We start from the raw sequence: 14,554 nt of genomic DNA, 5'->3' as shown, positions 1-14,554 counted from the left end.
GATGGCGGCGAAGTACATCACCATAGCGCGGGAAATCAAGAAACGCATCATCAGCCAGCAGTACGCCGCCAATGAACCGCTGCCGGACCAGTTTGCGCTGGCCGCGGAGTTCAATACCAGCCGGATGACCATTCAGCAGGCCATGCGTCAGCTGATTGTCGAAGGGCTGGTGTATACCCGCCAGGGGCAGGGGACGTTCATCCGCAAGAATTTTCTGCAGCTGTCGCAGTGGGATCTCTCCGGCAGCGACTACTTTGGCGCGACCAAAACCTGGGAGCATCTGGGTACGGTGACCAGCCAGGTGGTGCATTTTGAACTGCGTTTTCCGAACGAGAAAGAGCAGGCTTCGCTGATGATCAACGCCGATACGCCCGTCTATGATTTCATTCGCCTGCGTCTGCTCAACGGTGAGCCGATGTCGCTGGACGCCACGGTGATGCCGCTCAATCTGGTGCCCGGCCTGAATAAAAGCCATCTTGAAAGCTCGGTGTTTCGCTATATCCAGGAGACGCTGGGGCTGAAGATTATGGGGTCGTACCGGGTAGTGCGGGCATTAAAGCCGAATGCGCTGGACATGCAGCATCTGGTCTGCGAGGAGAGCGACCCGGTGCTGGAGGTGGAGCAGGTGATCTATCTGGAAGATGGCACGCCGCTGGAGTATGCCCACTGCCACTACCGATACGACCACGGCGGGATTGTGATCGTCAATAACGGGTAAAAAAAAGCGGGCATCGAAGCCCGCTTTTTTCTTTTTGGCGATTAGTTCAAACGCACCGGCATACCGGAGCGGTTCTGCACCGCCTGGTCAACAATCGTCGTCTCGACGTCAGGCTGAGAGGTCACCGCCTGCACCGCGCTGTTCAGCGTAATCGGTACGATTTCGTTATTGTTGATCTGATCTTCGCTGGTGGACAGCGGGTTGTGCACTTCGATGTAACGGCTACCGTCTGGCTCAGACGTGGCTTTCACCGGTTCGTTGATGAACTGCACACGCGTCCCGACAGGTACGTTTTCGAACAGGAATTTGATGTCGTCGTTACGCAGACGTACGCAGCCGTGGCTCACGCGCAGGCCGATACCGAAGTTGGCATTAGTACCGTGAATAGCATACAGACGGCCAATGTACAGCGCGTACAGACCCATCGGGTTATCCGGGCCTGCCGGAACCACGGCTGGCAGCGGCTCGCCTGCTGCGATGTATTCCGCGTGCATTTTCGCCGTTGGGGTCCAGGTTGGGCCTGCTTTCTTACGCTCAACTTTGGTGGTCCAGTTCAGCGGGGTGTCTTTGCCCAACTGGCCGATACCGATTGGCAGCACAATCACGGTGTTGGTGCCTTTCGGGTAGTAATACAGACGCATTTCCGCGCTGTTGATGACGATACCTTCATGAACGGTATCCGGCAGGATCAACTGCTGAGGAATGTTAAGCACGGTCCCGGCTTTTGGCAGATACGGGTCAACGCCCGGGTTCGCTTCCAGCATGTTAGACAGGCCCAGCTGGTACTGCGCCGCAAAATACTCCAGCGGCTGAGTGTTACCCTCAGGCACCGTCACTACCTGGTTTTGACCCACCAGACGGCTACCGTCTGTCGGCAGCGGATAAGTCACCGCAGAAGCGGTTTTGCAAAAACCTACTACGGCTAACGCCGCCGCAAAAAGCGTTGTTAATTTCATGTTCATGTTGTGCGAGGTATCTAAGCCATTCAGGCGTGAGTTGATAAGTCTGAATCTGTGATGGGAGCGCATTATATGTGCATTCCCGCTAACAGGGAATTCAGATGTGTACGAAATCACATTTTTTTCGATTTTGTTAAAGTTTAGCGGAGCGTCGCAACACGGGATCTCAATTCGGAATTGTGGCATAATGCCGTGTTTATCACACTTTTCGCAGGAATCTCCCCGTGTTAGTTACCAGCAACGTCACGATATAGTTTCAAAGTAACTAATTGTTTTCTTTATCTTTCTTACCTCCCTGATGAACTCATAACACATACATTACTATTGCTCTTCGCTGCATTGCACGTAAAATGACCAAAAATGAGCTTATTGAAAGCGTAGCGATGACAAAGCCTGAGGGATACTTTATGGACATAGCATTACTCAACAAGGGGAGAAACAGGGCTTGGTCAGATACGATGGTGAATCTTGAGGCTCGTAAGCTAGTTGAAACAGCCAACCAACTATCTGCATTCTATTTGCATGATGGTCTTACACGAATCAAGTTTGTCGAAGAGATAAAGCAGATCGTAGAAAAGGAATTTGCAGCAGCACGATTTGCTAAAACTGATGAAGAGTGTATGGCTTGTATCAAGAATCTCCGTGCAGAAAGTGACAATTTACGTGAACAAGATCGCCTGTTAAGAACCAGAGCTGCGCAGCTTTATGCGAAAGTCGAATTCATCAGGGAAAACAATAAAATAGTTGGTTATGTTATCTCAGCTGTGAATATTGTTATATCAGGGATGGCTGCTATTGGTGGCGCAATAATGATGACGACCGGAACACCAATAGGGATATTAGCGGGAGCGATACTAGTAGTAGATGGTGCAAATGGTATAACAAAAGAAGTCGATAAAATATTGCATGGACAACAATCAAAATCGGAAGGTATTTTCGCTGATGGTATAATGGAAACAGCCAGTTTTATGGGCTTCAAACCTGAATCAGGGCTCGCTGCTTACAAAGCTATTTCGCTTAGCGCAAGTGTTTACACTATTTTTGGCTTGTCGAGGAAAGCAGAAGCATGGAGGCTTTTTCGTTATATTCCAAACGATTACTATCGGAAGATTACAGTTATGAGCAAACCAAAGCTGACTATGAAAATCGTTGGCTACGGAATCAAAGCTAAGGTGATTTTCGATCTTATCAATACAGACTAACTCCTATTTTTCCTACAAAACCGCCAGGATTTATATGAAATTACTGGCGGTTGTATAAAGATCAAGAACATTGATGTTATTAATAAGCCAATACTTCCTGATATTAACTTGCCTGTACTGGAATAAGCAGCTAAAACTATCAATGATAGTAAAAAGAAAAACAATATGCAAATCAGGATATTAAACCTTTTAGCCAGGTCATGTACTACCTCATCAAAATCTCCTCCAAAACTTTCAATGTTGTTTTTTAAAACCTGTATTTCTTTGTTAGTAAATCCCGATTTCAACAAAGAATCTTCTGTAATGCCCATTCTGTCACTCCGTTTGGTCATAAAGTGCTCTTAACAGAGGCTGATTATACTTATGAAATTTAAAGCATACCAGCTTTAGTCCTTATCCCGGATTGGAGAATCCACAATCCCTTAGACATGTCTAAACCAAGCTGTGGAAGTGGTAACTAAGCGGTATTTTATCAAGTGTTATAATTTAAATTGATCACTTTTTTTAATGGCATACATCCCCATTCCGTTCGATGATGAAACAGCACAGTTTTTACTAAAGTTGCATGCGTTAAGCAGCAAGCAGAAAAGCCAATAAAATCATATTATTGACTCACTAACTATTTCAAAATGATTATTAACTCACGTCACTTTCAACCTATTCCCTTTTGAAATCATTACCACTCTGTATGTGTATACAGTTTTAAAAAGTGTGCATAGAAGCTATTGTGTTAGAACATTATAATTGCTTTGTTCTAGACATTTCAGGGAGGTAATCATGTCAGGCATGTCAGGAGTATCAAATAATGCGACTTCAAACATTTTGGGTTTTGATTACCAAAAGTTTATAGCTTTAGAACGATGTTTGAGTGGAAAAGAAAACGATGTTATCTGGATTGAGTGTTTTGGTGATGTTGCTCATAATGGAACGAGCACTGAAGTAAAGCATCATTCTTCAAAGACTTGGCTTAATGATACACATAAAGATTTTTGGAAGACACTATATAATTTAATGTCGGAAGATTCTGTTTACGATAATTTTACTCGATTTGAGTTATTAACGACTTCAGACATCAAAGAAGATGTCTATTTTTTATAAATGGAATGAATTATCTGCGAATGTAAAAATTGAGCGTTTAAAGAAAGTTATCCCTACTAAAGCCATTAAGAAATATCATGATAAATTTATGAGCGTATGTGAAAAGGAGATACTTACTCTTATTGATAAACTCAATATTATATCATCACAACCTATAATCTCTCAGAAAAATATGCAAAATATGAAAAGAGATTAAATAATATAATGACTCAGATTTGTAACCAACTCGATTTTGAACAAGAATTGAAACCTGCAAATCTTTATTTTTCGTTAGAATCTTTTGATTTTTATCATAAGCTTGGTGAGCAAAAAATTAGGCTTCATGAAATGGGGAGCGGAGCTAATTGGCTTGCATGTCACTTGTCTTTATTTCTATCTATTTTATATATTCTGTCCACAGAGAAAAAATCGTGCATTCCAACATTCCTTTTTTTAGATCAACCGAGTCAGGTTTATTTTCCATCAGGGTTTTATGATGGAAAAAAAAAGACTCAGATGTCAAAAAAGTGGAGAATATATTTAATACTATTGTTACTCTTCTGGGTCATATCAATAAGAAAATGGGGTGTATGCCTCAAATTATAATCTTAGAACATGCAGATAAATTAGAACTTCAAGATATTGATTTTGAATCTTTAGTTAGAAAAAAGTGGAAAGAAAATGGTGAGAAGCTAATATAAAATTTATTTCAATAGTTGGGGGGGCTCTATTAATGTTATATTAGATTAAAATCTTTCATTTGATTATTTTTTTAGAGGTCGATCTTGATGTGTTTTTAAATAAAGACTGCTAGCGGGAATCGCTATTATTAATGGGGTAGCATTCATTGTTATATTCAACAAGCTCATAGCCATCGTTATTTAAGATTTTAGCTATTTTATGTGTCCCATATCCTTTTCGACGCAAATCGATAATCCGTTTGACGGTGTCAAGCTTTTCACTAAAAACAAACTTATCTTGCTTTCGTTCTAACCAGAAAGGGAGAACTTTGTTGATTATTTCACCATTTAAAGCACGTTGACGTTGCTGTCCTTTCGTCTCACGTAAACGCTGAGACTTTTCTCCAATTCTTTAGGCGCCAGATCAGCTGCTAGAGCTATCCTGATGACACTTACGAGGTCGTTGACAGATTCACACAAGCCATCGACCAACGAAGCGATGAAGACGTTGTTTTGCAGAATTGACTTAATGATTTGTTGGGTTACGTCGATACCTCGACGGCTCAGACGATCCAGCGATTCAATGATGATAGTCGAGCCTTGCTCAATTTGACCATTCTCAATTGCTTCGAGCATATCTCCAAGCGAAGGCCTGTTTCCCTCTTTGAATGCTGAGATTCCGAGATCTTGGAAGTTCTTATCTGATAGAATTAGACTATTAGCATGTGCATACTATTCTGCAAGTTCGATTTGGCGCCTTACAGAGTCGCCTTGTTCCTGCTTCTTTGATGAAAACCTTATGTAAGAGTATGCTTTTCCGTTTTGTTTCATATACACCTCAGTAACTTACAAGAGAGTATCAATTTTGCTTCTTTGCAACAATATCACTATGCAGTTTGGCAGTAAGCCGCTGTTCGAAAACATTTCCGTCAAATTTGGCGGCGGCAACCGTTACGGCCTGATTGGTGCCAACGGTAGCGGTAAATCCACCTTTATGAAGATCCTCGGCGGTGACCTGGAGCCGACGCTGGGCAACGTTTCGCTCGACCCTAACGAGCGTATCGGTAAGCTGCGTCAGGATCAGTTCGCCTTTGAAGAATTCACCGTGCTCGACACGGTGATCATGGGGCACGCGGAGCTGTGGGAAGTGAAGCAGGAGCGCGATCGTATCTATGCGCTGGCCGAGATGAGCGAAGAAGACGGTTATAAAGTGGCCGATCTGGAAACGCAGTACGGCGAAATGGACGGTTACTCCGCGGAAGCCCGTGCGGGCGAGCTGTTGCTGGGCGTGGGTATTCCGGTAGAACAACACTACGGCCCGATGAGCGAAGTTGCGCCAGGCTGGAAGCTGCGCGTGCTGCTGGCGCAGGCGCTGTTCTCAAACCCGGACATTCTGCTGCTCGACGAACCAACGAACAACCTGGACATCGACACCATTCGCTGGCTGGAGCAGACGCTGAACGATCGCGACAGCACGATGATCATCATCTCGCACGACCGTCACTTCCTGAACATGGTCTGTACGCACATGGCGGATCTGGACTACGGCGAGCTGCGCGTGTATCCGGGCAACTACGACGAATACATGACGGCGGCCACCCAGGCGCGTGAACGTCTGCTGGCGGACAACGCCAAGAAAAAAGCGCAGATTGCAGACCTGCAGTCCTTCGTTAGCCGCTTCAGTGCCAACGCTTCTAAATCGCGTCAGGCCACCTCGCGCGCGCGTCAGATTGACAAAATCAAGCTGGAAGAGGTTAAAGCCTCCAGCCGTCAGAACCCGTTCATCCGCTTCGAGCAGGACAAGAAACTGTTCCGTAACGCGCTGGAAGTGGAAGCCCTTACCAAAGGCTTCGATGAAGGTCCGCTGTTCAAAAACTTCAACCTGCTGCTGGAAGTGGGCGAGAAGATTGCCATTCTGGGGGCGAACGGTGTGGGTAAATCCACCATGCTGAAAACCCTGGTGGGCGAACTGCAGCCGGACAACGGCACCGTGAAATGGTCTGAAAACGCGCAAATCGGTTACTACGCGCAGGATCATGAGTATGAGTTCGAAAACGATCTGACCGTCTTTGACTGGATGAGCCAGTGGAAGCAGGAAGGCGACGACGAGCAGGCGGTGCGCAGCATTCTCGGGCGTCTGCTGTTCAGCCAGGACGACATCAAGAAGCCGGCTAAAGTGCTCTCCGGTGGCGAGAAGGGCCGCATGCTGTTCGGCAAGCTGATGATGGAAAAACCCAACATTCTGGTGATGGACGAACCGACCAACCACCTGGATATGGAATCGATCGAGTCGCTGAACATGGCGCTGGAGATGTATCAGGGCACCCTGATCTTCGTCTCTCACGACCGCGAATTCGTCAGCTCGCTGGCGACCCGCGTGATCGAAATTACGCCAGAGCGCGTGGTGGACTTCACCGGTAACTACGAAGATTATCTGCGCAGCAAAGGTATCGAAAGCTAAAAACCTTGCCCGGTGGCGCTACGCTTACCGGGCCTACGGGTTAGTTTGTAGGCCGGGTCAGGCGAAGCCGCCACCCGGCAATGTTCAGAGCACCCACTCGCTCCCTTCAACCCCATTCACGCGCAATTTGCGTTTTTCCCCCGCCGGTAACGACACCTTCAGGGCTTTCCACGCCGGACGGTAATCCCCGCGCGCGTTGACCTTCAGGTCGATGGTTGCCCCGTCGCACACCATTTCCCATTCCACCCACAGCGCATTGCCGTTCTGGTAGCCCCAGCTTTCACCGTCGTCTTCAAACAGCAGGCCAGCGCTGGCGCCGACACCTTTCACCGGGAACAGCTTCAGTTCGCGGGCGTCGTCCTTTTCAGCAGACACATGCGTAATACGTTCGCTGAGCGGCAGACCGGCACCGGCGCGCACCAGCAGCGGCAGTTTTTCCAGCGGCGCGTCGAGGACGATCCACTGCCCGCCCGCATACCACTCATGGGTATAAAAATCGTACCAGCCGGTTTCGTTATCCGGCAGCCAGAGACGGCGTGCACGCTGACCGGCTTCGACGACGCTTGCGACCAGCACGTCGCGGCCCAGCAGGAAGTCATCACACTCTTCGAAAGTCTGCGCGTCGTGCTCGTGGTCGAGGAAGGTTGGGCGCAGCATCGGTTCATCGTCTGCGTGTGCCTGCCAGAGCAGGGTGTAGAGATACGGCAGCAGGCGATAGCGCAGTTCAATGGCCGCGCGAATGGCAGGGGTCACGCCCGGGTACATCCACGGCTCGTTCACCGTGTGGTCATCGTTCCACGAGTGAATGGTGAAGCGCGGGTGCATCACCCCGTTCTGCACCCAGCGAACAAACAGCTCGGCGTCCGGTTTGTCGCCGGAGAAACCGCCCACGTCGTGGCCGACGTTAAACAATCCGGACAGGCTCATCCCCAGCCCCATGCGGATGTTATAGCGCAGGGTCTCCCAGCTGGTGCGGTTATCCCCGCTCCAGGTCTGAACGTAGCGCTGCATCCCGGCGCAGCCGGAGCGGGAGATCAGATACGGACGCTTTTCCGGGGCAAAGCGCTGCTGCGCTTCCAGCGAGGCGCGCATCATCAGCAGCGGCATCACCGGGCGAATATGCTTGATGGCGATCTCCTTGCCAAAGCCGTGGCAGCGGGCTTCTCCATCCCACACTTCATATTCGTTGTTGTCGTTCCAGGTGGAATCAATGCCCATCTCCAGCAACTGCGTGGTGACGCCGTTCTGCCACCACTGCACCGTCTGCGGATTGGTAAAGTCGAGATGCGATCCTTCGTCATCCCAGAAGCTGGAGCGTTCGGGTGCATCGGTTTCTGAATCGCGAATGAACAGGCCGCTCTCCGCCACTTCGCTATAGCGCGGATGGTCCTGCAGCAGGCACGGCTTGATGTTTGCCGCAAGTTTCAGCCCTGCGTCGTGGAACGCCTGGGTCATCACCTTCGGCTGCGGCACTTTGTCATGGTTCCAGTTAAAGACGTAGCGCTTGCCGTTGATCGAGGTATAGCCCGAGGAGAGCTGGAACGAGTCGCACGGGATGGCGTGCTCTTCACACAGGCGAATAAAGTTCATCAGCTGATTCTGCGCGTCCGGCGCGTCGGTGTAGTGCATGGTTGAGCCGCTGTAGCCCAGGCTCCATTTCGGCCCGAATAACGTTTTCCCGGTCAGGCGCACGAAGGCTTTGGTGACGTCCAGTACCCGTTTGCCGGTAAAGAGGTAGTAATCAATATCGCCCGCTTCCGCCTGCCAGCGGCGATAGGCGGTGTGGTAGTTGTCGATCTCGTTACCCAGGTCCAGCCAGCAGCTGCTCAGGTTGTCATAGAACAGGCCGTAGCTCACGTCGTCACGGCGGGTGAGAGTGAACGGAATATGCTTATACAGCGGGTCGGTGCTGGCGGCGTTGTAGCCCATCGCATCGAGGTTACGCATCTCATAGCGTTTACCGTTACGCTGCAGATCGCCCGCTTTCTCACCCAGACCGTAAAAACGCTCGTCCTTGCGGCGGCTCAGGTAGTGCGCCACCCCGTCGCCGTGGGCATTCAGCAGGTAGGCACTGGTCGGACGGTCGTTGACCAGCGGCTGCCACGCGCCCTCGTCATTGCGGTAGTGCCACTCCAGCCACAGCGGCTGGTGGACGGTCACGCGCAGCCGATCGGTCGCCACGGTTAACGTGTCGTCCTGCTGCGTCAGCGTCCAGGCCGGGCAGGTGAAGCCGCTGAGATCGTCGCGACGGCGGCCTTCCCACGGTACGTCTTTCTCCGGCGCGATGCTCCAGGTACGGTCGAGCGCCAGTTCGCCTTTACGCTTAATCAGCACGCGGAACAGGTTCTCTTCCAGCACATACAGGCACAGGCGGTGCTGATTATCCACCAGCAGTTCCAGATGGTTTGCCGACTGCTTATCGACGGTCCAGTTTTTCAGGGTTTTCATATGCAATACATCCACTATCAGGCGCGCTTGGCGCGACGTTCAGCAATAAATGCTACCAGGAAGAGAGCGCCAATCAGGTCAAAGAAGCCCATGGCAATAAAGAGCGGGTTAAAGCCGATTTTGTCGGCGGTCACTCCGATTAACAGCGAGAACAGGAAGCTGGCGATCCACGCCGCCGAGCCGCGCATGCCGTTGACGGTCGCCATCTGACCTTTATCAAACGACTCCACGACCAGGGCGCTCAGCATGCAGGAGATGATCTGGTGCCCGAAGCCGCCGATGGAGATCAGCACGATGGTGATATACGGGTCGCGGGTGATGGCCACGATGGCCAGAGAGATCATCAGGAACGCGCCGGTCACGGAGCTTGCCACGACCGAGTTCACGCGGGAGCAGCCGAACAGGCGGGTGTACAGACGCGTCAGGTAGCCGCTCGCCACGCTGCCAAGGTCAGCGGCGAGGAACGGCAGCCAGGCAAACATCGCAATCTGTTTCAGGTCCATGCCGTGCTCTTTGGCGAGATACAGCGGCACCCAGAAGCTCAGCACTGCCCAGGCCGGCTCTGCCATAAAGGCCGGGATGGCGATACCGTAAAAACGTTTGTTCTTAGAGACGGTTTTCAGCGCGGTCAGGAACGGCAGCTTCACCGCAGGCGGTTCGTTATCCTGCTTGATAAACGCCAGCTCGTCTTTGCTCAGGTTCGGGTGCTGCTCCGGGTTGTGGTAGAACGCCCACCACAGGATCACCCACAGCAGCGCCAGCACGCCGGTGAACATAAACGCTCCCTGCCAGCCGAACGAGGCGTGCGCAAAGTAGATGATAGGCGGGGCCAGCATCGCGCCGATGGAGAAGCCTACACCCGCCCAACCGGCGGCGACAGGACGCTCTGATTTCGGGAACCATTCGCCAATCGTTTTGGCGTTTGCCGGCGTGGCGGCCGCTTCAGAGGCCCCCATAAAGAAGCGCAGAATAGCGAGATGCAGCCAGCTTCCGGCCCCCGCGTGGAAAATACACATCAGCGCCCAAATACCGGCGCAGACCATAAAACCAATCTTCAGGCCGATGACGTCAATCAGCCAGCCGCACAGGGGCTGGAAAATGGTGTAGGCGATCTGGAAAGCCCCGACGATCCAGGAGTACTGCTCGGTGGTGATCCCGAGGCTCTCTTTCAGCTCCGGCGCGAGAATACCTAACGAATTTCGGGTGATGTAGTTAACGGTGACGCCCAGTAAGAACAGCACCAGTACGTACCAGCGCAGGTTTTTAATGACGCGACGGGTTTTGCTTGCCGCAACGGTGTTATTGATGTCCTGACTCATTTTACTCTCCACAAGACGGACGCTAAGGGGACGGAGGTTCAGGTGTCACACAGTTTTTTATGCCTTTGATTTCTATCCGTTTAGAATGCTTAAGTTGCTATACAACTAGTATGGAAGTTGTGTGACAGGTTCACCTTAAGGGAGAAAATGAGTGGGCAGTAGTGGATTTTGTGCAAAAATTCTCATAACTGAGCTTAATCATTTGGCATGATGGCGTGCGTATCAGTAATGACCTGACAGACACGCTATGAAAATTTTGTCATTTCGCAAATGGAGCCAGATCACAAAATGGACAAAAGGCTAAAAATCACCGAAATTGCCGCCCGTACCCAGCTCTCGATCAGCACCGTTTCGCGGGTGCTGGCGGGGAAGGCCAATACCAGCGAAAAAGCGCGGGCGAAGGTGCTGGAATGCGCCCGCGAGCTGGGGGTGCTGGACGGGATGGCGGCGGGGCGTTTGCTGCTGAACAGCCTGGTGGTGTTCGCCCCGCAGCGGGCGTTTGACGAGCGGTCTGACATCTTTTACTACCGCGTGATCCAGAGCGTGAGCAAAGGCCTGGCTTCCCACGATGTGCGCCTGCGCTACTGTGCGCTGGAGGAGAACGACAGCGACGCCCAGCTTTTTCTGGCGCGCATGAACGAGCCGGACACCCAGGCCGCCATTCTTCTCGGGATTGACGATCCGCATATCCACGATCTGGCGGTGGATGTCGGTAAACCCTGCATGCTGATTAACTGTCGCGATCGCCATATGCGCCTGCCGGCCGTGGCGCCGGATCATCGGGCGATTGGCGAGCGGGCGGCGGAGTATCTGTTTGAGATGGGGCACCGCGAAGTGATGAACGTGCTCTGCCTGCGTCGCTACACCATGGAACTGCGCCTCTCCGGCATCCGCGATGCGTGGCAATCCCACAACCTGACGTTCAACGACAAACGCGATCTGCTGGTGGTACCGAGTTTCAGCGCGCGCGAAACGGAACAGATGGTCAGTGACTGGCTGAGTCAGGTGCAGGGCAACGATCTGCCGACGGCGTTTCTGGTCGGTGGCGACTTTATGGCCGCGGGCACCATCAGTGCGCTGCAAAAACAAGGGTTGCGCGTGCCGCAGGACATCTCGGTGATGAGCATTGACGGCTTTAATCTGGCAGCCATTCAGGATGTGCCGTTAACGGCGGTGCATGTGCCGCGCGACGAGCTGGGAACGGAAGCGGTGCATATGCTCCAGCAGCGGCTGATGCGCCCGGACGCGCCGGTGGGAACCTTGCTGCTTAACGGCACTCTGACCGTACGGGAATCGGTCCGGCGGATACGTCAGGGGAAACGACGCACCGCCGTGGAGCGGGAAGGGCTGTACGACAGTTAAACCATGCCCAGCGCGCGCTTGCCGTGGATATTCAGGTCGGCCACGGTAAAACGGTCCTGCCAGGTCTTTTCATAATCTTCACGCGGGAAGTCACCCGGTGACGCGCCGGTTTCCAGCGCTTCCCGGACCTTTTTCGCATAGGCGAGGTTCTTCTCGCACATCGGCGCGGCAGGGATGTACATCACGTTGCCCCAGCCCTGCTGGTTCTCAACCGGTGCAACCGAGTGGATCACATCGCAATGCCACCACACCGAATCACCCGCCTCCAGTGCCGGAATGCTGCTTAACGCCTCGATAAGCAGCGGGTGCCACTTCTCAGAGACCGGCAACACGCGCCCCGGTGCGACGCCGCAGAGCTCGTCCTCCGGTACGTCTTCCAGCAGCGGGCGCAGCAGAATGTACGCCATGGCTTCCGGGATGGGCACCACGTGCAGCAGCCCCTGACCTGGGATCATATCCGACAGCGCCGTCCAGCCCTGGAAGGTGCGGAACACGGAGCATTTGGTGGTGTTATCCACGGTGTACTCCTCCACTTCGGTGCGGTGCGCGGCGTTCCACGGGTCGTATTTATCGACATTGCCGTCAAACACGCGGGCAAAGACCTGCTGATAGGCCGGCAGCAGCCAGCGCTCCAGCGCGCCGGAGTCGGTATGCGCCCCCAGCCCTTTCGAGGTGGTTCCCGGCGGACGGCGGCGAATACGATCCGGATAAATCACGCTCACATCCGGGTCGAACCACTGCTTGCCGTTGCTCTCGAATGTCCATAGACGGTTCAGGAACGACTGCACCTGCGCCATCTCTTCACTCTGGCGCGCCTGCATTTGCGCCTGCGACCAGTAGATCGGGTATATCTCCGGGCGGGAGGCCGTTAGGGTGCCGAAGAAGTTATCGCCCGGTCCTTTATACACCTCGTCAAACTGGTTGAGATCGAGGTAGTCGAGCATCGACTGATCCCACGCCAGGGCCTGCTCGCGCGGGAAGTGACCTTTAATCACCGCGCAGCCCCGGCGTTTGATGGCGTCGCGCTGCGCGGGCGTGATGGTGCCATTTTTCACATCCGCAAACGGGATCACCGGCCAGACCGAATCACCTTTGTTTTTCAGGGCGTTGATTTCCGCCACGCGGGTGGCGATTTTATCACTGAGCTTGTCGAACACCGCCTGCACGTCGCCAATCTGTGCGCGTAACTCACGTTTCAACTGACGGATTGCCGCTTTGTGATCCGCCGGTAAGGTTTCACTGGTAAAGGTCATAACTGCCTCGCATCTTTCATTCGAAAGTAAAAATATCTACAAGTGATACTTTAAGTTAAAAATAAGTTAATGCAAGTTTAAAAATTTGACGCGTGCCACAGGATGGTAAAGAAGGAGAGAGCCGGAGCGAGGCTCCGGCGGGGAAGGATTAGGCGTCGAACGGGGAGTGGGCGTCGAGCACGGCCTGAATCACGTTCAGCGCGCCCTGGTGGTTATTGTCGTCGGTACTGTAGCGGCAGATGTCTTTGATGCTGTCGGCCGCGTTGCCCATTGCAAACGAGTATTTCACCAGCTTCAGCATTTCCGCGTCGTTGCCGCTGTCGCCGATACCCACACATTCTTGCGGGGAGATAGCCCAGCGCTTCAGCAGTCGGCTGATGCCGTTGGCTTTGTGCAGGCCAGGGATAATCAAATCCACAAAACCAAAGCCGCTGGTGACCGGTTTCATGATGCCGTCCAGCGACACGTGCAGTTTGTCGATAAGATTCGGGATATCGCTGTCCGGCAGGTTCAGGGAGAACTTAAACAGCACGTCGTCAATGTCATGGTAATCGCTGACGCGCTTTAAGCGGTGATAGTGCTTTGACATCAGCGCCACGAACGCCTCCGGCGCTTTATCGCTGACGTACGCACTTTCAAGACCGCAGGCCACAAAGTTCAGCCCTTTGTCTTTCAGCAACTCGCCAGTGACGATCTGCGACTCATGGCGCGTCAGCTCGCCGTGGAAAATCTGCTCGCCGTGATCGAAGACCAGCGCGCCATTTTCCGCCACGAAGGAGATCTGCTCTTTCAGCTCCGGGAAGAAGGAGATGAGCTGGTAATACTGGTTGCCGCTGGCGACAACGAATTCAATATTGCGGGCTTTAAGCTGCTCAAACTGTGCCTGAAAGCGGTCCCGATCGTACTGCTTGGCATCATCAAGGAAAGTTCCGTCCATATCGGTGACGATAACTTTAACGGTCATACATTGCGCTCCTGGGTCACTGCGTTTTGAAACATTCTAATAACAAGGTGACGGGGAGCACAAATTTAATTTCATTCGAAAGTAAAAGCAAAACGGCAACCGAGGTTGCCG

Annotated in this window: 12 protein-coding genes and 1 pseudogene; 6 read left to right on the top strand and 7 right to left on the bottom strand. The window is 52.2% G+C overall.

Annotated features, from left to right (window positions below):
- Position 1 precedes the first annotated feature (1 nt).
- A complete protein-coding gene (locus EKN83_RS18845) occupies positions 2–718 on the top strand; it encodes a GntR family transcriptional regulator (protein ID WP_045285471.1) in 717 nt (238 codons plus the stop codon).
- A gap of 41 nt (positions 719–759) precedes the next feature.
- Here the strand turns inward: EKN83_RS18845 and ldtB are convergent, their stop codons facing one another.
- The gene (ldtB, locus tag EKN83_RS18840; RefSeq protein ID WP_025757284.1) at positions 760–1,680 is read right to left on the bottom strand and encodes a L,D-transpeptidase; all 921 of its coding nucleotides are present in this window, start codon (positions 1,678–1,680) and stop codon (positions 760–762) included.
- Between the two features lie 404 nt (positions 1,681–2,084).
- Between ldtB and EKN83_RS18835 the strand changes: the two genes are divergently transcribed.
- A complete protein-coding gene (locus EKN83_RS18835) occupies positions 2,085–2,879 on the top strand; it encodes a DUF4225 domain-containing protein (protein WP_126801481.1) in 795 nt (264 codons plus the stop codon).
- Here the strand turns inward: EKN83_RS18835 and EKN83_RS18830 are convergent.
- Positions 2,876–3,190, bottom strand: a complete 315-nt coding sequence (locus EKN83_RS18830; RefSeq protein ID WP_126801466.1) for a hypothetical protein — start codon at positions 3,188–3,190, stop codon at positions 2,876–2,878. The two genes, EKN83_RS18835 and EKN83_RS18830, sit on opposite strands and share 4 nt — an antisense overlap.
- A gap of 466 nt (positions 3,191–3,656) precedes the next feature.
- Between EKN83_RS18830 and EKN83_RS18825 the strand changes: the two genes are divergently transcribed.
- Both EKN83_RS18825 and EKN83_RS23700 read left to right on the top strand, forming a co-directional pair.
- Positions 3,657–3,977, top strand: coding sequence for a hypothetical protein (locus EKN83_RS18825; protein WP_126801465.1), 321 nt, complete (start codon positions 3,657–3,659; stop codon positions 3,975–3,977).
- Positions 3,978–4,118: 141 nt separating this feature from the next.
- Positions 4,119–4,657: pseudogene (locus EKN83_RS23700) on the top strand (DUF3732 domain-containing protein).
- 327 nt (positions 4,658–4,984) lie between these two features.
- Here EKN83_RS23700 and EKN83_RS23585 read toward each other — a convergent pair.
- The gene (locus tag EKN83_RS23585) at positions 4,985–5,314 is read right to left on the bottom strand and encodes a recombinase family protein (protein WP_260591306.1); all 330 of its coding nucleotides are present in this window, start codon (positions 5,312–5,314) and stop codon (positions 4,985–4,987) included.
- Between the two features lie 187 nt (positions 5,315–5,501).
- On the opposite strand from EKN83_RS23585, the gene EKN83_RS18805 reads away from it, so the two are divergent.
- Positions 5,502–7,097 carry an ABC-F family ATPase gene (locus tag EKN83_RS18805; protein WP_126801463.1) on the top strand — a complete coding sequence of 532 codons (1,596 nt, stop codon included), beginning with the start codon at positions 5,502–5,504 and terminating at the stop codon, positions 7,095–7,097.
- Positions 7,098–7,181: 84 nt separating this feature from the next.
- On the opposite strand, the gene EKN83_RS18800 is transcribed toward EKN83_RS18805, so the two are convergent.
- Together EKN83_RS18800 and EKN83_RS18795 are read right to left on the bottom strand one after the other, a co-directional pair.
- Positions 7,182–9,545 carry a TIM-barrel domain-containing protein gene (locus tag EKN83_RS18800; RefSeq protein WP_126801462.1) on the bottom strand — a complete coding sequence of 788 codons (2,364 nt, stop codon included), beginning with the start codon at positions 9,543–9,545 and terminating at the stop codon, positions 7,182–7,184.
- A gap of 17 nt (positions 9,546–9,562) precedes the next feature.
- Positions 9,563–10,864, bottom strand: coding sequence for an MFS transporter (locus EKN83_RS18795; protein ID WP_025757287.1), 1,302 nt, complete (start codon positions 10,862–10,864; stop codon positions 9,563–9,565).
- 288 nt (positions 10,865–11,152) lie between these two features.
- Between EKN83_RS18795 and EKN83_RS18790 the strand changes: the two genes are divergently transcribed.
- Positions 11,153–12,226, top strand: coding sequence for a LacI family DNA-binding transcriptional regulator (locus tag EKN83_RS18790; protein ID WP_126801461.1), 1,074 nt, complete (start codon positions 11,153–11,155; stop codon positions 12,224–12,226).
- On the opposite strand, the gene EKN83_RS18785 is transcribed toward EKN83_RS18790, so the two are convergent.
- Positions 12,223–13,479, bottom strand: coding sequence for a DUF1479 domain-containing protein (locus EKN83_RS18785; RefSeq protein WP_126801460.1), 1,257 nt, complete (start codon positions 13,477–13,479; stop codon positions 12,223–12,225). The two genes, EKN83_RS18790 and EKN83_RS18785, sit on opposite strands and share 4 nt — an antisense overlap.
- 148 nt (positions 13,480–13,627) lie before the next feature.
- Entirely contained in the window at positions 13,628–14,443 is an 816-nt protein-coding gene (locus EKN83_RS18780; protein WP_095440889.1) for a Cof-type HAD-IIB family hydrolase, read from the bottom strand.
- Between the last annotated feature and the right edge of the window lie 111 nt (positions 14,444–14,554).

It is taken from the genome of Enterobacter sp. WCHEn090032 (genome assembly GCF_003986875.1).
GTDB lineage: Bacteria > Pseudomonadota > Gammaproteobacteria > Enterobacterales > Enterobacteriaceae > Enterobacter > Enterobacter sichuanensis.
This window is presented reverse-complemented; position numbering and strand designations above follow the sequence as displayed.

What these genes read in the sequence shown, in the direction of transcription:
- EKN83_RS18845 (WP_045285471.1), top strand. Translation starts at nt 2, where the DNA reads ATGGCGGCGAAGTACATCACCATAGCGCGGGAAATCAAGAAACGCATC.
- ldtB (WP_025757284.1), bottom strand. Translation starts at nt 1,680, where the DNA reads ATGAACATGAAATTAACAACGCTTTTTGCGGCGGCGTTAGCCGTAGTA.
- EKN83_RS18835 (WP_126801481.1), top strand. Translation starts at nt 2,085, where the DNA reads ATGGACATAGCATTACTCAACAAGGGGAGAAACAGGGCTTGGTCAGAT.
- EKN83_RS18830 (WP_126801466.1), bottom strand. Translation starts at nt 3,190, where the DNA reads ATGGGCATTACAGAAGATTCTTTGTTGAAATCGGGATTTACTAACAAA.
- EKN83_RS18825 (WP_126801465.1), top strand. Translation starts at nt 3,657, where the DNA reads ATGTCAGGCATGTCAGGAGTATCAAATAATGCGACTTCAAACATTTTG.
- EKN83_RS18800 (WP_126801462.1), bottom strand. Translation starts at nt 9,545, where the DNA reads ATGAAAACCCTGAAAAACTGGACCGTCGATAAGCAGTCGGCAAACCAT.
- EKN83_RS18795 (WP_025757287.1), bottom strand. Translation starts at nt 10,864, where the DNA reads ATGAGTCAGGACATCAATAACACCGTTGCGGCAAGCAAAACCCGTCGC.
- EKN83_RS18790 (WP_126801461.1), top strand. Translation starts at nt 11,153, where the DNA reads ATGGACAAAAGGCTAAAAATCACCGAAATTGCCGCCCGTACCCAGCTC.
- EKN83_RS18785 (WP_126801460.1), bottom strand. Translation starts at nt 13,479, where the DNA reads ATGACCTTTACCAGTGAAACCTTACCGGCGGATCACAAAGCGGCAATC.
- EKN83_RS18780 (WP_095440889.1), bottom strand. Translation starts at nt 14,443, where the DNA reads ATGACCGTTAAAGTTATCGTCACCGATATGGACGGAACTTTCCTTGAT.